Below are 20,633 nucleotides of genomic sequence, written 5' to 3' on the forward strand. Positions count from 1 at the left end.
AGGGGGCGGGTCGCGTACCCTGGGAGCATCCCGGGGTGCCGGGGTCGAGCCGTCGGCCCGACCGCCCCGGGGGACCCTGACCGGGTAGCTCAGTCGGTAGAGCAGCGGACTTCGACGCCGCCCTCGGGCGCGCAACTGGAGCCTCCTCCGGGAAGAAACCGAACCGGGGGAGTGGATGCCGCAGTATGCTGGGACGCCCTGAGAGCCCGCACCGCCACAACGACAGCCGGCGACGGCAAGCGTGAGGGCGGGAAAAGCGTGCGGGATTGGGTAATCAGCAGGCAAGGGCGCCGGCGGATCGCCGGGCCCGGCCCCAGAGGCTCGACGCGGCACACCTGCGACGGTGAAGGGAGAGTCCAGACTCCAACCCGGATCGACCGCCCCCCAGGGGCGACCCGACCCGGGGTCGGTGAAAGCCGATGGGGTAGGTTAATCCGCTGGTCCTGGGTTCGAGTCCCAGCCCGGTCACTTCCGATCTCGGACAGACGACGCGATCCGACCCGACTTCGAGGCATCCCACGCGATGATTGAGGCGACTCGATGAAGCCGACGACGGTGATGGCGGCCCTGGGCCTGTTCCTGGCGGCCGGATGCGGCGACCCGGAGGTCCGGGAGGCGGGGAAGGAAATCGGCGAGGCGGCCAGGGAGACCGTGGATGCGGTCGACGATGCGGCCGCCGAGGTCGGCGAGAAGACCGGCGAGGTGATGGAGGACGCCGGCAAGGGCCTGCAGGACACGACCGGCGACGCGGATCAGGACGGCAACTGATCGGCCCCCGACCACTCGTTTGATCGGACCACGGGGCCCGTTGCGATGGGCCCGCTCCGGTCGGGAACCGGCCGGTGCGCCCCGGTGCGCCGAACCACGTTTTCCAGAAATCCCATCTCCTGATCACGTTCGGGCGATGCGCCCGGGACGAAATGGCTTCGCTCCGCGAATCCTCCCAGCCGCGGCCGGTCCCTTTTTCACCGGAACCGCGGGATCCACCCTCGCGGCCTGAACGCCTTATTTCGCTAGCAATTTGATTCCGTCTCCCTCTCCCCACGAGTGGGGAGAGGGTCAGGGTGAGGGGTCCTTTCATCCCCACCCCGCCCGGCGTGTCGTCCGATCCCCCCTCACCCGACTTCCGGACTCCCCCTCCCCCCGCAAGCGGGGACGAGGGTCGCAGACGACCGCCCTGGCGAGGGATTCGCTCGGTTAGACCACCGAGGGATCCTCGTCCCCGGCCTTGACGCGGCCGGTGCGCCCCGTCGCTCCAGCCACCCCCAGGCGCAAACTCTTTTGATTTCCTCATTTGCGCAAATCCATCCCGATCGAAATGGCTTCGCTCGGTCGAGCGTCGCCGGTCCGTCCCGGATCGTCTCCGCCGCAATGCCCGCCTCGCCGGGACGGGACTGAGCGGGATTCACCGGGGGCGCGAGGGCTCGACTCTCTGCTCCGATCAAATTGCCAAGGAGCGATCGGCATCGGGACGGGTCGAAACCCCGGCGAGGGGATGCGACCCGCCTCGATCATTCTCCTAAATCATCGTGATCGGCGCGATCGGCAGTCACACAATCCGTCGGACTGGCCGAATCTGACGGTTGTCCGGATGCCCCATCAGGAGGGAACCTCGGCGCCGGAGAGGCCGTAGACGGGGCCATATCGGGCCTTCAGGGAGCGGATCAAGGGCCGGTGGTCGGGGTCGGAGCCGGTGGCCCGCCGGATCAGCGCGGCGGGAGTATGGCGCCGGGCGTGGCGGTGGACGTGGTCCCGGAGCCACCGGAGCAGGGGGGTGGTGTCCCCCTGTCGGATCGAGGCGTCGAGGTCGCCCAACTCCTCCGAGGCCCGGTCGAAGAGCTGGGCGGCGTAGAGGTTGCCCAGGGTGTAGGTCGGGAAGTAGCCGAAGAGGCCGGCCGACCAGTGGACGTCCTGGAGACAGCCGTCGGCCACGTCGGGGGCGACCACGCCGAGGTCCCGGCGGTAGGATTCGTCCCAGGCCCCGGGCAGGTCGGCGGGGGGGAGGTCGCCGGAGAGCAGGGCCCGCTCCAGCTCGAACCGGATGATGATGTGCAGGTTGTAGGTCACCTCGTCGGCCTGGGTCCGGATCAGGGACGGCTCGACCCGGTTGACGGCGCGGTGGAAGGCGTCGAACTCGGCGGCGCCGAGCGGCTCGCGGAACAATCGGCGGACGATCGGGAACCAGTGGGTCCAGAAGGCCCGGCCCCGGCCGACGAGGTTCTCCCAGAGCCGGGACTGGGACTCGTGGATGCCGAGCGAGACGGACTCCCCCATCGGGGTGCCGAAGCGGTCGGGGTCGAGCCCCTGCTCGTAGAGGCCGTGGCCGACCTCGTGGAGGACCCCGAAGAAGGATTCCTCGAAGTCGTCGGGCCGATACCGGGTCGTGATCCGGCAATCCCCGGGGGCGATGCCGGAGCAGAACGGGTGCGCCGAGGTGTCGAGCCGCCCCCGGTCGAAGTCGAAGCCGATCGAGGCGGCGACCAGCTCGCCGAGCATCTTCTGGCGGTCGATGGGGTAATTGCCCCTGAGCACACCGGGGTCGGGGCGGGTCTCCGAGGAGGCGATCTGCCCGACGAGCGGAACGAGTTCGGCCTTCAGGGCGTCGAAGAGGCCGGAGAGCCGGGAGGCGGAGGCGCCGGGCTCGTAGTCGTCGAGCAGGGCGTCGTAGGGGTCGCCGCCGGGGGCGCCGACGCACTCGGCCTCCCGCCGCTTCAGGGCGACGATCCGGTCGAGCCAGGGGAGGAAGCGGGGGAAGTCCCGGCCCTTCCGGGCGGCTACCCACTCGTGCTGGGCGGCGGAGGTGACCCGGGCGAGTTCCTCGACCAGCGCGCGGGGGAGCTTCGTCTTGCGGTCGAAGGACCGGCGCAGCTCCCGGACGTCGGCCGCCTCGGGGGACTCGGGGTCGGCGACGAGGTCGGAGCCCTCGACCGTCGCCAGCAGCTCGCCGACCTTCGGGTCGGTGGCCCGTTCGTGCTCCAGCCCGGCGAGCAGGCCGAGCTGGTCCCCCCGGAAGGCGGATGCGGCCGTCGGCATGACGGTCAGCTCGTCCCAGGAGAGCAGGGCGGCGCAGGAGGCGAGGGTCGACCACTCCCGGGAGCGTCGGGTCAGTTCGTCGTAGGCGGCCTTCGGGTCCACTCGGGGCTCCTGGGCGTCGGGGGCGTGCGATCAGGGCGAATGCCCATTGTAGGGCTGTCCGGCCTGGTCGTCTGCCTCCCTCGAGTCCGGGCGGCCTCACACGCGCACCCGAGCCGATCGGGGAGTCAATCCGAGGGGGCAGGGGGATCGACGACGACCCGGATGTAATGGTCGGTGAGCGAATCGTGCAAGGCGGGGACCTCGACCGAGGGCATGTGGCAGTCGACGCAGCCCTGCGAGGGGTCGACCGGGCAGGAGGCGAGCGGGGCCTCCGGGGGGAGGTCGGGGGCCAGGTCGCGGGAGGGGGCGTGGCAGGAGAGGCAGGCCGCCTCGTAATGCGGCGCCGATCGGCTCGTCGGCCGGTGAGGGTCGTGGCAGGAAACGCAGCCAATCGCGCCGCCGGACCGGGAATAGCAGCGGCTCCAGGAGAGCGTCTTGCCCTGGGAGCGGATCCAGGCGGGGTCGCCCCGCGAGGCGGGTTCGGAATCGGTCTCGAGGACGTGGCAGGAGCTGCACGAGTCGGTGACGGCGACGGTCGGGGCGGAGGACGGGTCGACGATGGCGAGGTCGGTCAGTCCGGCGGCGACGGCGGCGACGTGGTGGGCGCCGGGGCCGTGGCAGTGCTCGCAGCCGATGGCCGAGTCGGCGGACTCGGGCCCGACCCGATCGGGGCCGAACCGGACGTTCGTCGCGTGGCAGGCGAGGCACCGGACGACGCCGTCCCGGGAGTCGATCGGCCGGCCGAGCGCGTTGGCCAGCCGATCGGCCCGGCCGGTGTCGCCGAGGGTGCGGTCCCAGCCGGAGCCGTCTCCCATGCGATGGAAGGAGTGCCGGAGGGTGCGATAGGTCCCGGAGTCGTCCCGGGAAACCATCGTCACGTAGCGGTCGGGATCGCCGAAGGCGGCCTCGACGACGGCCCGGAAGGAGCGGCCGTCGACCCGGGTCTCCACCTCCAGCACGTCGCCCGACCGCCCGACCCGGTGCGAGACGCCGGGCTCGTCCGGGTCGGGCAGGGGACCCTCGGGGAGGGGGAGGGTGAGCAGGTCTTCCCCCCGGTGGAGCGTCTTCGAGTGTCGGCTGGCGGCGGCCTCCCGGGCGATCCGAGGGTGACACTCGGCGCATCGGGCCTCGCCGACGTAGGGGGAGGGCTCGGGCTCGAGGGGGTGATCGGATCGATATCCCTTCGCACGTTCGAGCGCCTCGATTGCCGAGGGGACGTCGCCCCGCTGCAGCTCGGCCCGGCTGAGCAGCCAGGAGGCCTCGGCCGAGGGGGAGGCGTCGAGGATCTGGCGCAGGGGGCCGACCGCCTCGTCGGGGTGGCCGACCCGGAGGGCGGATCGGACGAGGAGCAGGCGGTAGCGGTCCGGCGATTCGAGGAAACCGGGGGGAGGGGGGTCGCGTCGGAGGGCCCGGCCGAGCCATTCGGCGGCGCCCCGGGGGTCGTTCGACTCGGCGAGGGCGACGCCGAGCATCAACTCCCCCTGGGCCTCCCAGCCGGGGACCCGGGCGAGCCGCTCGGCGGCGTGCCGGGCCTCGTCGAGCCGCTTGCCCCGGGAGTGGAGGTAGACGAGGGCCGCGAGGGCCTCGGGGTGGTCGGGGTCGGCGTCGAGGGCCCGCTCCCAGAGGTCGAGGGCGAGGTCGGGCTGGCCCCGGCGATCGAGTGCGACGCCGTAGAGGTAGAGATCCTCGGCCTGCATCGCGTCGAGGCCGAGCCGGACCTCGAAGATCGGCAGGGCGTCGTCCTCCCGGCCCGATCGGCACCAGGAACGGGCCAGGAGGCGGAGGGCGTCGGGGTCGTCGGGGTCGACCCGCGTGAGGTGCTCCCGGGCGAATGAGGCGGCCGAGTCGTAGTCGCCCCGGGCATAGGAGTCGGCCGACCGCTCCAGGGGCGTCGAGCCGGGAGAAGCGGGCCCTCGGCAGGCGGTGATCGGGACGGCGAGCAGGGATGCAAGAATGAGCACGAAGTGTCGACGGGCGACGGTCTTCATCCGGCCTGTTCCCTCCCCGGTCGATCGCCCGCGCGGGGCAGGGCTCAGGCCCCGAGGATCGTCGCCATCGCGTCGGCGAGGCGGTCGACCTGGCCCTCGTCGTTGTAGATGTGGGTGGAGAAGCGGAGCCCGTTCCATTCCGCGCCGGGGAGGACCTTGACGACCAGGTCGAACTCGCGGAGCAGCCGGCCGGCGACCTCGGCGTTGTCGCCCCGATCGAGCCTGTAGGAGGCGATGCCCGAGGACAGGGAGGGGGCGGTCGGCGAGAGGGGGGTCAGCCCGGGGATCGGGTCGAGCCGGTCGCGGAGATGGGCGTTGAGGGCCCGGCATCGGGCCTCGACGACGTCCCGGCCGATCGCCTCGAGGAAGGCGAGGGCGGTGCCGTGGCCGAGGATCGTCGCCACGTTCCTCGTCCCCGAGGAGGCGGTATAGGCCAAGTCTCCGGAGTGCAGCGCGGCGGGTCGGATGCGATCCCTCACCTCGGGGCGGAGGTAGAGCAGTCCGCTGCCCTTGGGGGCGAGCGCCCACTTGTGGCTGCTGGAGGCGTAGGTGTCGACGCCGAGGGCCCGGACGTCGACGGCGAGCATGCCGGGGGCCTGGGCGCCGTCGCAACAGAGGAGGATGCCCCGGGGGCGGGTCAGCTCGGCGGCGATCCGGGCCAGGGGGAGCACGAGGCCGGTGATCGTCTCCACGTGGCTGAGGCTGAAGATCCGGGTCGCCGGGCTGAGGTGTTCCGCGATCCGCTGGAGGATCTCCGACTCGTCCCCGGGGGGGGCGGGCAGCGAGCAGGTGGCGACCCGGGCCCCGCGTTGCTCGGCGACGTGCTGCCAGCCGACCACGCCGCCGGGGTGCTCGCGGTCGGTGGTGAGGATCTCGTCACCGGGGCGGAGTTCGTGGGCGATCCCCTCGGCGACCCAGTTCATGCCCTCGGTGGTGTTGCTCGTGAGGATCACCTCCCCGTCGCCGGCGCCGAGGAACGAGGCGGCGAGCGACCGGACGGCCTCCATCTTCGAGCCGACCGGCCCGAAGACCATGTTGGCCGGATTCCCCTCGATCTCGAGCAGGGCCTCGGAGACGGCCGAGAGCACGACCCGGGGGCAGGCGCCGAGGGTCCCGGTGTTCAGGTAGGCGACGCCGGGGTGCAGGGAGAATTCGCGGCGGACGCGGGCCCAGCGGTCCCGGTCGTCGGCCGAGGAGCGGAGGTCGTCGGCGAGTGCCCGGAGCCCGTCGCCGATCGGCCCGCCGTCGCCGAGGGCCGACGGGGGGGCGGCCAGGCCTGCGGAGGCGAGGCTGAGGACGAAGTCGCGTCGTCGCATCGGCGCGTGTCCCTCGAGAAGCGTGGGAGGCCCTGAGTCCGACGGTCCCGGTCCCCCCGGGCGGGAGGGGACCGAGGCCCGGGGGAGTCCGGGGTCAGTACTGGTCGGCGCTGAGGACCTCGCCACCCTTGCGGGTCGAGAGGGCCTGATACACGCCGAAGCGGGCGCCGGGGGCGAGGGAGTAGATCGGGGGGTTGCCGGTGGCCACGAGCCCGGCGGGGACGCAGTTGTTGGCGGTGTCGATCGGCCACGAGTCGATCGTGTTCTTGATGAACCGGACCGAGCCGTCGCAGAAGGCGAAGTTGCAGCCGCCGGGGTGTTCGCTCGTCGCCGACACGATGAACGCCGCGGCGCCGTTGGGCAGCCGATTGCACGTCTCGAGCGTCTGGTGGGGGTTGGGCGGGTACATGGCGTTCTGCATCGTGTCCCCGTAGTTGCCGGCCACCCACCAATGGAAGCAGTCCTTGTCGGCCTGGCTGAGTCGGCCGTAGACCGACTCGCCGAAGGCGAGGGTGTTGCTCGTGCCGTCCCGGATGTCGGACATCTTGGTCGAGCTCTCGACGTAGATGACTCCCATCGCGTTCTGCTTCAGGGCTCCCCAGTTGGGGATGCTCGCGGGGTTGCCGCCGCGGGGCGGGGTGACCCAGGGGCCGCAGAGGGCCCGATAGCTGGTCAGCCCGACCTTGAAGGCGGGGCGGGTCGCCGTCCCGAAGTCGCCGACGCCGGACCGGGTCCAGCGGTCGTTCCCCTCGGAGACCTCCGGGTCGCTCGGGCAGTTCAAGGCCGAGGCCTTGAAGGCCATCGCCGTGTCATTGGCCTGGTACGAATAATAGCGGAGATCCTGGTTATAGGCGTTATAGATATTCTGCTGCTCGAGGAACGGCATCAGGCCGATAAGGCAGCCGCGCTCCCAGGTCAGATTGCCGGGGCCCCCGGAGGTGTTGAAGTAGCCGCCGATCGGCATGGCTCCGTTTGTATCCATATAATTATGAATAGCCAGGCCGAGCTGCTTGAGGTTGTTGGTGCACTGGGACCGCCGGGCGGCCTCGCGGGCGGCCTGGACGGCGGGCAGCAGCAGGGCGATCAACACGCCGATGATGGCGATGACCACCAGCAGCTCGATCAGCGTGAAGCCCCGGGTGGGGGTGTGATGCGCGACCTTCATGGCGGCAACTCCCGGATCGGGATGGGACGGGACACGACCGAAACAGAGGAAAGCGGAATCCGCGAGGATGTGCGTCGAGCGACGAGGAGTGGGATTTCGGCCGGGGCCGACGGGCCCGAGGGGGAGGCTCATTTCGGCGGCTGGGTCTTCTCGAACTCGCCCTGGCCGGGCGTAGCGCCCCCCTCGGGGGAGCCGAACGGATTCTGGACGTAGGCCCTCGTCTCCTCGGCCGAGGTGCTCTCGGGGACCTCCGCCCGGTCCGAACAGCCGAGGGGGGAGGCCGCGAGCCCGAGGGCGAGGAGGAGACGACCCCAGAACAAATTACGACTCTTCATATCTAAGAATCCTTCGCGACGCGACGATCCGGCCGGAGCAACCACACCCGCCTCGGGGCGGGACGTCGAGCCCGCGACTCAATTTCGTACGACCGCGGGTGTCGGGTGTCAAGCGTATTCCATCCGTCGAGCGGCCCCGATCGGACGCCGGGCCCCCCGTCGCGTGCCTCGGGCCATCGCCCCCCGCACCGGCCCGGGGCCACACCCACCAAGATAACCACGGATTCCCGCATTGACACACAAATTTTCACGCATAAATAAGCTCACTAGCCCGGTCGGCCACGTCGGCGGCACGCTCAGGGGCGGATCTCGATGACGACCCGGAAGCCGACGTCGAGGGAACCGGCGTCGGCGAACCAGCCGCTGAGCAAGTCTTCCTCGACGTGTCGGGGGAGGAATGGCTCCTCGTCGTCGAAGGAATGGCCCAGCATGATGATCTTGTCGTGGGCGTGGTCGTCGTCGAGCGGGAGCGAGGCGCCGGGGTGGGAGTGGGAATCCCGGGTCCATTCCATGCCGTTGCCCGCCGTGTCCCGGACGCCGGTCGGGGCGACGTCCCCGGGCGACGTGCCGACCGGCCGGGGATGGGAGAGTCGAACGGCGATCCCGTCGCCCTCGCGGTCGTCGGCGGTCGTCGGCGGGTCCCCGGGAGCGTCGAGGAAACCGGCGGCCTTGTACCACTGGGAGGCGGAGGGGAGCCGGCCGGTGAAGACCGGCCCGTCGCCGACGAGCCAGGCGGCGAAGTCGTCGGCCCGATGGGCGGTGACGCCCAGGACGGGCCAGTCCGGGACCTCGTCGGGGTCGACGCCGTCATTGGGCAGTCCAGGCTGCGAGATGCCCGGCACCTCGATGTCCTGGAAGGGGTCGGGCGGGGGTCCAAACTGGCGGTAGAGGCGGTTGGAGACCTTGTCCCTAAGGATGTAGAAGGGGTCGAGGTCGGGCCTCCGGTGGCCGTCGATCAGCAGGAAGACGGCCTCGGTGCCGTCGTCGAAGCGTCGGGTGATCGCCCTCGGGACGTGCAGCCCTCCCACGTCGACCAGGTCGGATCCGGCCACGCGCTCGAAGCCCCCGGGCAGGGCGATCGCGGGGGGTTCGACGACGATCGGCACCTCGATCGTCCGGGAGAGCCCGCCGGCCTCGGCGCGGATGGTGAGCGACCGATCGGGGCCGCCGGCGTCGGCGTCGAGGGCGGCCCGGAGGCGGAAGGAGGCGAGCCGTCCGGTCGCCTCGACCCGATCCGGGTCGGAGGAGACGCCGGGGGGGAGCCCGTCGATCTCCAGCCGGACCGGCCCGGGGAACCGGGTGCGGTCGACGGAGACGATCAGGTCCGCCTCCGTCCCGGCCCGGAGCCCGGCCGGGGGCTCGGCCCCGATGGCGAAGGTCGGGGTCGGGGGCCAGAGGGCCCAGGCCAGGACCCCGGCGAGGCCGAGCACCGCCGCGACCCCGAGGGCCGCGACCCGGCGGGACACCCCCGGCCGGGGGGTGACCAGCGGCTGGTCGAGCCCGGCGGCCCGGCGGAGCCGATCGGCCAGCTCCCGGGCCGACTGCGGGCGTCGGGCCGGGTCCTTCTCCAGGCAGCTGCGGACGATCGCCTCGAACTCGGCCGGCAGCCGGACGTCCGGGTTCACCTCGGCGAAGGGCGGGGGCGGCTTGGTCAGGTGGTCGAGCAGCGCCGACCGGCCGGCGAAGGGGCGATGGCCGGTGAGCAGCTCGAAGAGGATGACGCCGATCGAGTAGAGGTCGCTGCGGGAGTCGAGGGCGTCGCCCCCCGAGGCATTGGCGGGCGGGTTGATCTGCTCGGGGCTGGCGTACATCGGGGTGCCGATGAACATGCCCGGCTCGGTGCGGAGGCCCTCGTGCTCGTCGTCCCGGTCGGCGTCGAGGACCTTGGCGATGCCGAAGTCGAGGACCTTGACCACGTCCGAGCCCCCCGGGCCCGGGACGAGCATCAGGTTGGCGGGCTTGAGGTCGCGGTGGACGATGCCGTGCTCGTGGGCGGCCTGGAGCGCGTCGCAGAGCTGGACGACGATCCGGACGGCCCGCCCCGGCGGCATCGGCCGGCCGGGCTCGATCTCCTTGTTCAGGGGACGGCCCCGGACGAACTCCATCTCGATGTAGGCCGCGTCGGCGGCGATCCGGGCGTCGTAGACGTGGACCGCGTTGGGGTGCGAGAAGCGGGCCATCACCCGGGCCTCCCGGCGGAACCGGGCCCGGCTCTCGGGGTGGAAGGCGATGTCGGAGACGATCAGCTTCAACGCGCGCTCGACGTCCAGCTCCCGGTGCCGGACCCGCCAGACCGAGCCCATCCCCCCCCGTCCCAGCTCCTCCAGCACCTCGTACTTGCCGAACAGGAACTGGCCGGGGGCCAGGTGTTCGAGCCCCCGGAAGTCCTCGGGGCTCGGGTCCGTCCCGGGGTCGCTGGTGTGCCCCCCGTCGCTCCGGGGGTCGGGGGCGTGGGAGACGGTCTCCAGCCCCGGGGGTGCCTCGTCGGTGGGAGGGGGAGTGGCGGGCCCCTGGGGCTCCGTCGACTCCGTCGGCTCCGAGGAGTGCTCCCAGCGCGATCGGTCGTCGGGCCCCTTCGTCTTCATGCCGCTTGCCCCCCGGGCCGTCGCGTCGTCGGTGGTTCTCGCAGGTCGGATCCCGGGCCGCGCTCGGCCCCCCTCGGGGCGCGGATGCGCCGGACTCCGGCAGGCGTCATCACGCTCGAATCCGGCTCGCGTCCCGCGTCCGGTCGCCGAGGGTCGCCGGCGGGCTGGTCGTCGCCCCCGCTGCCTAGACTTCGAAAAAACCGGGTAGGGGGCGAAGTCTCGCCCTCGAGAGGCCCACGGCCCCCCTAGAATATCGGCATCGGCCGTCGAATCGGGGGAGGCGGGCCCGGCGACGCGACGCGATCGGATGATTCGGATCTTACCAGTCGACGGCGACCGGGGGCCAGCGTCGGCCCCCCTCGCCCGGACCCGGGAGCGAGCGAGACCATGGCCGCCCGACGAGCGATCGACCCGAGACCCGGCCCCGGATCCGGCATCGGTGGGAGGGGTGCGGGGCTCGCCTCCTTCCTGATCGTGGGCCTGCTCGCCGTCGCCTCGGGGGCCCAGGATCCGGGGGCGCCGCCGGACGAGCCGATCCTGAGGACGGAGGCGGGCGGCCCGTCGGGGCCGGTGATGGGGCTGGCCTTCTCGCCCGACGGCCGGACGCTCTACGAGGGGGGCTGGGACAAGGTCGTCCGGGTCTGGGCCCGGGACCCGGAGGCCGGGCGATTCGAGGCGGACCCGGCGGCGACCTACCGGGTGCCGGTCGGGCCGGGCTCCGAGGGGGCGATCAACGCGATCGCCCTCTCCGACGACGGCCGGTGGCTGGCCGCCGCCGGCAGCGCGGTGGTCCGGGGGGGGGCCGGGTTCCGCCGGGCCGGGCTGATGATCCCGGGCGAGGCGATGACCGACGCCATGCGGCTCGACCGGGGCACGATCCTCGTCTTCGACACCCGGTCCCGGCCCCGGGCCGCCCGCCAGCTCCGGGGCCACCTCGGGCCGGTCCTCGGCCTCGCCTTCGCCCCGTCGTCGGCCGACGGGGGGCCGCCCGCGCTCGTCTCGGTCGCCCGGGAGGGGGATCCGGGCGGGGACCTCGGCGCGTTGCGGCTCTGGGACCTGGGATCGGGGGAGGAACTCGCCTCCGTCGCCGTCGACCCGCTGAACATCCCCGCGCTGGCCGCCTGGCGATCGGGCCCCGGCCCCCGGCAGGTCCGGGCCGCCCTGGCCTCCGACGACGGGACCCTGCGGATCTGGGATCCCGGCGCGGCCCCCGACCGCCTGGTCGCCGTGGCCGACGGCCGGTTCAACCGGGCGGTCTCCCGGGACGACCGGGCCGATCGGCTCGTGACCGGGAGCTTCGACGCGGCCACCAACTCCGGCCGGCTCCGGACCTGGTCCCTCGGGGCCGACGCCAGGCCGGTCGAGGACGGCCGCCTCCGGCTCGTGCCGGGGGAGGGGGACCGGGGGGGCTTCCTGATCCCGAGGGCGGTCGCCCCGTGCCCGTCCCGGCCGGGGGGCCCGGCCGACCTGGCGGCGGTGGTCGTCCTGCGGGATCCGGGACGGGCCCCGGGGCCCGGCGACCGGATGGAGTACCGGCTCCGGCTCGTCGACCTGGCCCCGACCCCGGACGGGGTCGCCCGGGTCCGCAAGGAGGTCCGGCTCTGGGCGTTCTCGGCCGAGCCGCCGAGCCTGGCCGTCTCCCCGGCCGGCGACCGCCTCGCGGTGGCGGGGAACGCGTCGCGGGCGATCGTCGTCTTCGAGGTCGCCGACCTGCTCCGGGGGGAGACGAGGCCCCAGTTGCTCCGGGGTTCGGGAATGCCGATCGGCGACGCGGCGTTCGTCCGGCGGGGGGAAGACTGGGGGCTCCGGGTCGACCCGACGCCCCCCGGGGGGATCGGCGAACCGCCCCGGCCCCCCGAAGCAGGCTCGCTCGTGCTCGACCCGGGCCGACGCCGCCTGGACGCCGGACTCGACGGCTGGGTGCCGAGCGTGCCGGACGTGTCGGGCTGGGAGATCCGCCACGCCGTCGGCGGCCGGGATGCGCAGGGCGAACGGGTCGGGGGCTGGGTCGAGGTCTCCCGGGCGGGCGATCCCCCCCGCCGGATCGACCTGGAGCCGGGCCACACCCTGACCGCCCTGGCCCTGCGGCCCCCGACGCCGCCGATCGACGCGCCGATCGTCGCGATCGCCTCGGAGCGGTCGGGGGAGCCGTCGCTGTCGCTCTTCGAGGGGGGGGCGGGCGAACGGTTCCGCCGGCTCACCGGGCATGCGGGCCGGATCACCGCCCTGCGGTTCTCCGGGGACGGGAGGCTGCTGGCCTCCGCCGCCGAGGACCGGACCGCCTGCGTCTGGGGCCTGATCGACCTCGACCGGACGATCGGCCGACGCGGGAGGCTGCCGGGCCTGGCCGTCACCGAACGGGACGGCGGGCTGGTCGTCTCCGGGGTCGAGCCCGGGACCGAGGCCGCCGGCCGGCTGGGGGAGGGGGACGAGGTGCTCGGCCTGGTCCGGGACGGAGGCCTCGACGCCCAGGGCTCGCTCTTCTCGTTCTTCAACGAGGTGTCGATGATCCGCCCCGGCGACCCGGTCACGCTCCGGGTCCGGCCCGAGGGGGCGGAGGCCCGGGACGTGACGCTCGGGGTCGGGCAGGCGGTGGACGAACGCAAGCCGCTCTTTTCGCTGTTCCTGGCGGGGACGGAGGGGCGGGGTGAGCCCGGCTGGATCGCCTGGAACCCGCTCGGGCCGTACGACTCCAGCGGCCAGGAGGCCGAGCGGCGGCTTGGCTGGCACTTCAACACGGGGGACCCCGCCGCGCCGACCCGGTTCGCCCAGGCCGACCAGTTCCCGGAATTCCGCCGGGAGGGGCTGGTCGGCGAATTGCTCGAACGGGCCGCGCTGCCCCCCGTGGCCGAGGCGGCCCCGCTGCCCCGCCCCGGGCTGGCGATCGCGCTCGACGTGCCGGAGCAGGAAGGGGACGACCTGCCGATCGTCCGACTCCGGCCGACGACGCTGCGGCTCGTCCTGCTCGACGAGGCGGTCGGGCCCGGGCAGGTGGCCCGGGTCGAGTGGTCGATCGACGGGAGTCCCGCTCGCGAGATGGCCCCGGACGGGCCGAGGGGCTGGGTCGCCGCCCTCGACGGGGCCGGCTGGGGGCGAGGCCCGCACGCGATCCGGGCCGTCCTGCACACCCGGGAGGCCACCCCCCAGGCGTTCGAGGCGATCCGGGAGGTCCGGTATCTGCCCCCGGCGCCGGTCGTCGCGATCGAAGGCCCGGCGCAGCGGGTCGTCGACCGTCCCGAATACGAGTTCCGGGCCTCGGTCGACCCCCGGGGGGGCCCGGCGACCGTGCGGCTGGTCCACCGGGTCGGCGACGAGGTGAGGGCGGAGCGGGCCTGGCGATCGGGCGAGCCGATCCCCGTCGAGCAGCCGATCACGCTGGCCGAGGGGGTGAACACGATCGAGCTGGTCGCCGTCAACGACGGGGCGATCGAGGGCCTGGAGGGGTTCGAGACGGCCGACCCGGCTCCCGTGGTGGTCGTCTACGACCGCCGGGAGGTCCCGCCGCCGACGATCACGCTGGACCCCGTCTCGACGGCCGACGGCCCGTCGCCGTCGATCGTCGGGGGACGGCCCACGGTCGACCGGTCTCGCATCGTCATCTCGGCATCGATCAGATCGGACGAGCCGATCGATCGGGCCGAGTGGAGCCGGGCGGGGGGGGAGTGGCGGGGGCTGAACCCGGTCCCGGGCGTGCCGGGCTCCTACCGGCTCGAGGCCGACCTGGAGCCGGGCCCGAACGCGATCCGGGTGCGGGCGAAGTCGGCGGACAGCGACTTCTCCGAGGCGAGGGCCGAGGTCGCGTTCGTCCCCCCCGTGCCGGAGGTGGTGGACCTGCTCCTGGATCCCCCCGGGCCGGTCCTGGTCGTCGCCCCCGACCGGGATCCCCCCCGGATCCGGCTCTCCGGGAGGCTGGTCCTCGGCGCCGACCCGTTCCCCTTCGGGGCGACCGTGATCGTCAACGGCGAGGCGCTCGCCGAACCGCCCGAGGTCGACGCCGGGGCGGGGACGCTGTCGGCCGAGGTGCCGATCCGGCCGGGGGAGAACGTGATCCGGGTCCGGCTCGGCAACGAGTGGGGGGGGGCCTGGTCGGGCGACCCGCTGGTCGTCTCGTGCCGGAGGCCGCCGGAGGTCCGGGGGGTCGCGCACTCCGAGGTCGGCGACGAGCCGGTCGTCGACGTGACCGCCAAGGTCGCCTCCCCGCCGGGGCTGCCGGTCACCCGGGCCGTGATCCGGGTCGAGGGGGAGGGCCCCGGCCTCCCGGCCCGGATGATCGAAGACGTCTCGATCGAGCCCGAGGCGGAAGGCTCGTGGACGATCTCGGCGGCGAGGGTCCCGATCTCGCTCGGGGGGAACGCGATCAGCGTCCTCGCCTGGAATGCCGACGGCCGGTCCCCCGAGCCCGGCCGGGCGGGGAGGGTCGTCTACGAGGCACCGCCGCCGAGCCCCCCCCGGGTCACGATCCTCCGACCGGGACGGGACGCGACCGAGCGGGTGGACCGGGCCCGGGTCACCTTCGAGGTCCGCTCCGACGACCCGATCCGGTCCGCCCGGCTGATCCGGATCCGGACCGAGGCCGAGCACGAGACGCTGATCGAGGCCGACCCGGCCGGGGCCGTCCGGGAGGCCGGGGGGGGCGTCTCGCTCCGGGTCGACGGGGAGATCGGCCTGGGGCCCGGGGCGAACCTGCTCCGGGTCGAGGCGACGACCGACCGGGGCGCGACGGGCTCGGCCGACGTGAGCATCGGCTACATCCCGCCCCCGGCCCGGGTCGAGGTCGTCGGGATCGAGCCGAAGCGGGGGGGCGGCGAGCCGTTGCGGCCGGCCGCGGGCCCCGACAACCGCGTCTCCTTCCCCGGGCCGATGGCAACGGGCCAGGGCTGGCTGGTCGGCCGGGTCTCCTGGGCCGACGAGGAGATGCTCCGGACTCACGAGGCGACCCGGGCCCGGATCTGGGTCAACCGGTTCCCGCAGTCGCTGGCGACGCTCCGGCCGGTGGAGGGGGAGCCGCTGGTCCGGGAGTTCCGGGCCGAAGTCGTCTTCAGCCGGGAGGAGAACGACGTGTCCGTCGAGCTGCCCGGGGTGCCGCTGGACGAGGCCGACCGCCCGTCGTTCCGGGTCTCGTGCGAGGTCCCGGAGGAGCGGCAGCGGCTGCACCTGCTGATCGTCGGCACGGGGCAGGGGGACCGGGAGGCGCTTCGAGGCCGGGCGCTGGAGGCCCTGCACGCCTCGCCTCATCCCGACGCCCCGGGGGACCCGGACCGGTTCCGGACCCCGGCGTTCCTGGACGGCGTCGTCTACGGCCCGCTGCTCGACGACGTGAGGATCATGGAGCTGGTCTACCAGCTCGACCGGATCCGGAGGGAGGTGGACCTGGGGCTCGCGCTGGCCGACCGGCCGATCGACGTGGTGGCGGTCTATTTCCAGGGCAACGCCTGGGTGGAGGGGGAGCACGCCTACTTCGGCCTGAGGCGGGGCAACGGCCGGGGCCGCCCCGAGTCGGTCTCGCTCGACTTCCTGGCCGACCAGTTCGCCGAGAGCCGGGGGTTCCAGCTCTTCCTGATCGACTCCCGGCGGCCGATCGAGGCCGGGTCGCCGACGATCACCGGGGTGGTGGGGGACTACCCGCCCGACCGGTGGCCCCCCTCGGAGCATGTCCACCACGTCGGCATCCTGAACCAGACGTGGTGGCACGAGACCGACGACGGGCCCCCGGCCGAGCCCGGGAACGAGGCCACGCTGACCGCCTCCCTCGAGCAGGCCGTCGCCCAGGGCGGGCAGCTCGGCGACGTGGCGACCTACCTGCGCCGGGGGCTCGACCAGCTCCGCGAGCGGTTCGAGAACGTCACCCTCGAGGAGCACCTCCCCGAACCCCTGGCCGACCTGAACCTCGGCCGGGCGTCGGCGAGCCCCCCAGGGTCGGCGATCGACGACTGATCCCGCATCGCCCGGGACACCTGCCCTCGGGTCGTCGGGGTGGTCGGAGCCTCGACGGCGAGGCCCCGGCCATCCGAGGCGGGACGATCCCGCTCGACCCGACCGCGGGGCTTGGGGCCGGCGGGGCGTGGGGCCGGCACGACCCGGGCTTCGGGCACGACCCCGAGAATTCCTCCATTCCGACGCCCGGTGTGCCGATCTCCCCGGTATTCGGTTGTGCTCACTCGTGCGAAGCCGTGCGGACCGCGTTGGATGCACGCAGGGCCGCCCGAGGGAAGGCCGATCGGTATCCCGGCCCCGGGGCGCGACGCCGGGCAACCGGGAGACGCCGGTCGGGCCGGCCTCGGGGCCGGTGGCCCCGGTGACCGGGGGCGGATCGGACGGCGGCGAAGCCGCTCGGCTTCAAGGAGGGATCCATGCGAGGACGACGAATCCCGATCGCCTTGCTCGTCGCCGTGGCGAGCGTGGCCGGATCGACCGGACCGGCCCGGGCCCAGGTGCCCGCCGGGAAATCCGGGACGCCGCAGTTCCCCGGCCTCGGGGGGGCCCCGGGGCTGCCGGGGCCGTACGGGCCGACGCCGACAGGGCCGGGCATCCCCGGGGCCGCGATCCCCGTCCCGCCGACGCTCCCGGGGGGTTCCCTGCCGGGGGCCGGTACGGCGACGGCGGGGGGACCGAGCATGGCGGACCTGGCCGGCCCCGTGCCGGGGCCCGCGACGGGGTTCGACGCCTCCTCGCCCCCGGCCGGGGCCCCCGTGTTCTCGCCCGAGCTGTTCGCGGCCACCGGGGGCGACGAGTTCGCGATCGCCGACGTGGGCGGCTACATCGACGGCGCGATCCCGAGGTCCCGGATCCGGGCCCAGTACGACACCGCCTACGGCATGAACGACCCCAGCCGGGCCGAGTTCTTCTACGCCGCCTGCGGCTGCCTCCGCCTCTTCGGCAACGACTTCTCCGCCAAGGGGCCGACCCAGGGCCTGCCCAACCTCCTCCGCAACGCGAACGGCAGCCTGCAGGTCTACCCGAGGTCGGCCTTCACCCGGCAGCCGGACGGGTCGCTCGCCCTGCCGGCAGGGACCCGGCTGCTGAACGCGGGACTGGAGCCGAACATCGACTTCCAGGAGTTCACTCCGTATGTCGAATACGCCGCGACCCCCCGGTTCTCGGCGTTCCTCGACACGCCGATCCGGTGGATCAACGGCACCCTGATCGACAACGCCGGCGGCTTCTCCGACATGAGGGTCGGCTTCAAGTACGCCTTCGTCGCCGAGCCCGACCGGTTCCTGACCTTCCAGACCAAGTTCTACCTGCCCACCGGCGACCCCGAGCGGGGCCTGGGCACCGGCCACCCCAGCATCGAGCCCGGCCTGCTCTACTTCCGGGCCCTCTCCGACCGCACCTTCCTCTTCGGCGAGGTCCGGGACTGGATCCCGATCCAGGCCTCCGAGGTCGGCGGCAACGTCCTCCGCTACGGCCTGGGTGCCAGCCACAACCTGATCCAGACGAGCCGGATCCGCATCGCCCCGGTCGTCGAGTTCGTCGGCTGGACGGTGCTCAGCGGCGAGTCGCTCCAGGCTTCCCCCGCCGGGGGGCTCACCATGCGGGGGGCCGCCGGCGACACCATCATCAACGGCAAGTACGGCGTGCGGATCGGGCTGGGAGATTATCGCCAGGTGGGCGGGGCCAGCCTCCTGAACGACCGGCACAACGTCTACATCGGCTACGGCAACTCCTACACCGGCAACCACTGGTACGAGGACATCCTCCGCGTCGAGTACCAGTTCTACTTCTGAAGTGCCTGCCCTGATGTCGGAGGACGGCCGGTTGAACATGGCGACGATCCGGTCGCCGTCGAAGTCGGCCGCGACGAGAGGGCCCCGGACCCTCGACCCGGCAGCTGCCGGGTCGAGGGTCCGGGGCGATCGGCCTCCCGGGAGCGGGCGGCTCAGCTGAAGCGTCGGAAGTACTCCAGGCCGAGATACAGCAACTCGTCGATCACGTCGGCCGAGTCGTACAGGCGGAGCGAGTCGTCATCGCCGTTCCCACGGTCCTCGCCGCCGTCGACGGCCAGGCCCCGCGCGACGTTCCCCCCGCCGATGGTCATCGAATCGCTGTCGGCCCCCAGGGCGAAGACGGAGACGCTCCTCCCGGTGAAGTCGACCCGGGTGAGGCCCACCGTGTCGTTGCCCGAGCCGGTCCGGACGTCGGCGGTGCCGATCGTGGAGTCCCCGATGAGCAGCGTTTCGGCATTGCTGCCCAGGTCGATCGAGAGGAGCCCGCTGACGTCGACGCCGTCGAGGACGACGGCGTCCTCGTGGTTTCCGGTCTCGATGTCCAGGTCCCGGATGGCGGAGTCGGTGATGGTCACCTCGTCCGGGCCGTAGGTCGAGGACACGACGAGGTCTTCGCCGACGGTCGTGCCCGACACGTCCAGCAGGAGGCTGCTGCAGGGGTTGTTCGAGTGGCCGTTGACGGTCGGGTCGTCGCCGATGATCGCGCCCCGGATCTCGACCCAGGGGTCGTCGGACGGGTGGTAGCCGACGTCGATCGTCGCGTCGCGGTGGATGGTCGGGGGGGTGCCGTCGGAGGCCGAGGTGATCCGGCGCCCGTTGCCCCCGGCTCGAAGACTACCTCTCCGACCTCGCGGTCCGCCGCCCTCCGGGCACTGATGGGACTGGAGCTGGCGCTCCGCCAGGAGGGTGGCGAGGAGCTGTCGGCGGCGGAGTACCTCGAGCGATTCCCCGGGTTCACCGAGGAGGTGGACTCGGCCTTCGGGGGCTGCCCGGCTACGGCCGGGGCGGGTCCGGGTCGTCGGGATCGGCCGTGGAAACCCTCGCGGATTCGGTCGTCGGCACCCCGGGCTACATGAGCCCCGAGCAGGCCGACGGCAAGCTCAATCGGATCGGCCCGCCGAGCGACGTCTACAGTCTCGGCGCGATGCTGCACGCGATCCTCGTCGGCCGGCCTCCGGGGGGGCGTCCGGCCTCGGGCCCGACCTCCTCCGCCGCACGATCCGACCGGGTCGAGACGCCCCGGACGCTCGACCCGGCCGTCCCCCGGGCGCTGGAGGCGTCCTGCCTCAAGGCGATGGCCGCCCGGCCCGAGGGCCGTTACGAGTCGGCCCGGGCCCTGGCCGAGGACATGGAGCGTTGGCTCGCCGACGCGCCCGTCTCGGCCTACCGGGATCCGCTCCCGGCCCTTCTCGGCCGCTGGATGAGGAGGCACCGCCCGGTCGTCGCCGGGGTGGCGTTGGCGCTGGTGGCCGCGCTGGTCGGCCTGACGGGAGTGGTCGCCGTGCAGGCGTCGGTTCGCGGGCGGATCGAGGCCTCGCTGGCCGCCGAGACAACGGCCCGACGGCTGGCCGACGCACAGTCGGCGCTCGCCGTCGACGCGATCCGGACCTACTACACCGACGTCGGCGAGGAGGTCCTCCTCAGCCAGCCCGGCCTGGAAGGGCTCCTGGGCCGGATGCTGGAGGCCCCCCGCCGCTTTTTCCAGGAGCTGGCGGCCAATCTGCAAGAAGCCGGACTCGACGACCCGGACAACCTGGCCAGGCTCGCCCGGGCCAACCTCGACCTGGCCGAGGTGACGAACCAGGCCGGCTCCCCCGCCGAGGCCCTCGACATCGTCTCTCAAACCCGTTCCCAGTACGAACGACTCGCCGAGATCCGGCCCGAAGATCCCGGGCCTCGCGAGGGGCTGGCCGAGGCCCTGGAGCTGACCACCGTCCTCCTCTTCCGCCTGGGGAGGGTCGAAGAGGGCGGCGCGCTGCTGGGGCGATCGCTGGCCCTCCGCCGCGCGGAGGCCGACCGGGAGGGCTCGACGATCGAGACCAGGGCCGAGGTCGTCGAGACCTATGCCTCGATCGGCAGCAACGCCCGGCTCATCGGCCGGGCCGACGCGGCCGACGAGGCCCCGGGGGCAGCCGTCTCGCTGGGCCGATCCCTGGTCGACGAGGCCCCGCTCGCTTCGAGGCCCCGCCGCGGGCTGGCCGTCGCCCTCCGGGAACGAGGCGCCCTGAGCTTCAGCCGGGGCGAGGTCGACGACTGCATGGACCGCCTCCTGGAGGCGGTCTCCCTCTGCCGGAGCCTCTCGGAGGACGATCCGGAGGACGAGGAGGCCCGCTTCGAGTTGGCCACGACCCTGAAGTAGCTGGGCCTGTACGAGGTCCGGGC

Annotated in this window: 11 protein-coding genes; 4 read left to right on the forward strand and 7 right to left on the reverse strand. The window is 73.3% G+C overall.

Translation table 11 applies throughout. The features are described 5' to 3' along the window. Positions 1 to 540 precede the first annotated feature (540 nt). Positions 541 to 768, forward strand: coding sequence for a hypothetical protein (locus ElP_RS09045; RefSeq protein ID WP_145268525.1), 228 nt, complete (start codon positions 541 to 543; stop codon positions 766 to 768). 831 nt (positions 769 to 1,599) lie between these two features. On the opposite strand, the gene ElP_RS09050 is transcribed toward ElP_RS09045, so the two are convergent. From ElP_RS09050 to ElP_RS09075, 6 genes are all read right to left on the reverse strand, one after another. Further along, positions 1,600 to 3,135, reverse strand: coding sequence for a carboxypeptidase M32 (locus ElP_RS09050; protein ID WP_145268527.1), 1,536 nt, complete (start codon positions 3,133 to 3,135; stop codon positions 1,600 to 1,602). A gap of 125 nt (positions 3,136 to 3,260) precedes the next feature. Next, positions 3,261 to 5,123, reverse strand: a complete 1,863-nt coding sequence (locus ElP_RS09055; RefSeq protein WP_197446831.1) for a tetratricopeptide repeat protein — start codon at positions 5,121 to 5,123, stop codon at positions 3,261 to 3,263. Positions 5,124 to 5,167: 44 nt separating this feature from the next. Then, positions 5,168 to 6,439: an aminotransferase class V-fold PLP-dependent enzyme gene (locus ElP_RS09060; RefSeq protein WP_145268531.1), complete on the reverse strand. Its 1,272-nt coding sequence runs from the start codon at positions 6,437 to 6,439 to the stop codon at positions 5,168 to 5,170. Positions 6,440 to 6,533: 94 nt separating this feature from the next. Next, complete coding sequence (locus tag ElP_RS09065) at positions 6,534 to 7,604, reverse strand: DUF1559 family PulG-like putative transporter (RefSeq protein ID WP_197446832.1); 1,071 nt, start codon at positions 7,602 to 7,604, stop codon at positions 6,534 to 6,536. 128 nt (positions 7,605 to 7,732) lie between these two features. Then, positions 7,733 to 7,939 (reverse strand): hypothetical protein, encoded by a 207-nt coding sequence (locus tag ElP_RS09070; RefSeq protein WP_145268536.1) that lies wholly within the window; start codon positions 7,937 to 7,939, stop codon positions 7,733 to 7,735. Between the two features lie 296 nt (positions 7,940 to 8,235). Continuing rightward, a complete protein-coding gene (locus tag ElP_RS09075) occupies positions 8,236 to 10,524 on the reverse strand; it encodes a bifunctional serine/threonine-protein kinase/formylglycine-generating enzyme family protein (RefSeq protein WP_145268538.1) in 2,289 nt (762 codons plus the stop codon). Between the two features lie 387 nt (positions 10,525 to 10,911). On the opposite strand from ElP_RS09075, the gene ElP_RS40565 reads away from it, so the two are divergent. Continuing rightward, a complete protein-coding gene (locus ElP_RS40565) occupies positions 10,912 to 16,458 on the forward strand; it encodes a WD40 repeat domain-containing protein (RefSeq protein WP_145268540.1) in 5,547 nt (1,848 codons plus the stop codon). A gap of 416 nt (positions 16,459 to 16,874) precedes the next feature. After that, positions 16,875 to 18,251, forward strand: a complete 1,377-nt coding sequence (locus ElP_RS09085; protein ID WP_145268542.1) for a hypothetical protein — start codon at positions 16,875 to 16,877, stop codon at positions 18,249 to 18,251. A 152-nt stretch (positions 18,252 to 18,403) separates the two neighbouring features. Here ElP_RS09085 and ElP_RS09090 read toward each other — a convergent pair whose 3' ends face one another. After that, positions 18,404 to 18,853: a hypothetical protein gene (locus ElP_RS09090; protein WP_145268544.1), complete on the reverse strand. Its 450-nt coding sequence runs from the start codon at positions 18,851 to 18,853 to the stop codon at positions 18,404 to 18,406. Positions 18,854 to 19,281: 428 nt separating this feature from the next. On the opposite strand from ElP_RS09090, the gene ElP_RS09095 reads away from it, so the two are divergent. Next, positions 19,282 to 20,610 (forward strand): protein kinase family protein, encoded by a 1,329-nt coding sequence (locus ElP_RS09095; protein ID WP_145268546.1) that lies wholly within the window; start codon positions 19,282 to 19,284, stop codon positions 20,608 to 20,610. Positions 20,611 to 20,633 lie beyond the last annotated feature (23 nt).

The sequence above is a fragment of the Tautonia plasticadhaerens genome (assembly GCF_007752535.1).
Taxonomy (GTDB): domain Bacteria; phylum Planctomycetota; class Planctomycetia; order Isosphaerales; family Isosphaeraceae; genus Tautonia; species Tautonia plasticadhaerens.

Excerpts from the sequence above, each read along its gene's own strand:
- ElP_RS09060 (WP_145268531.1), bottom strand. The coding sequence starts at position 6,439 with ATGCGACGACGCGACTTCGTCCTCAGCCTCGCCTCCGCAGGCCTGGCC.
- ElP_RS09070 (WP_145268536.1), bottom strand. The coding sequence starts at position 7,939 with ATGAAGAGTCGTAATTTGTTCTGGGGTCGTCTCCTCCTCGCCCTCGGG.
- ElP_RS09065 (WP_197446832.1), bottom strand. The coding sequence starts at position 7,604 with ATGAAGGTCGCGCATCACACCCCCACCCGGGGCTTCACGCTGATCGAG.
- ElP_RS09075 (WP_145268538.1), bottom strand. The coding sequence starts at position 10,524 with ATGAAGACGAAGGGGCCCGACGACCGATCGCGCTGGGAGCACTCCTCG.
- ElP_RS09045 (WP_145268525.1), top strand. The coding sequence starts at position 541 with ATGAAGCCGACGACGGTGATGGCGGCCCTGGGCCTGTTCCTGGCGGCC.
- ElP_RS40565 (WP_145268540.1), top strand. The coding sequence starts at position 10,912 with ATGGCCGCCCGACGAGCGATCGACCCGAGACCCGGCCCCGGATCCGGC.
- ElP_RS09055 (WP_197446831.1), bottom strand. The coding sequence starts at position 5,123 with ATGAAGACCGTCGCCCGTCGACACTTCGTGCTCATTCTTGCATCCCTG.
- ElP_RS09085 (WP_145268542.1), top strand. The coding sequence starts at position 16,875 with ATGCGAGGACGACGAATCCCGATCGCCTTGCTCGTCGCCGTGGCGAGC.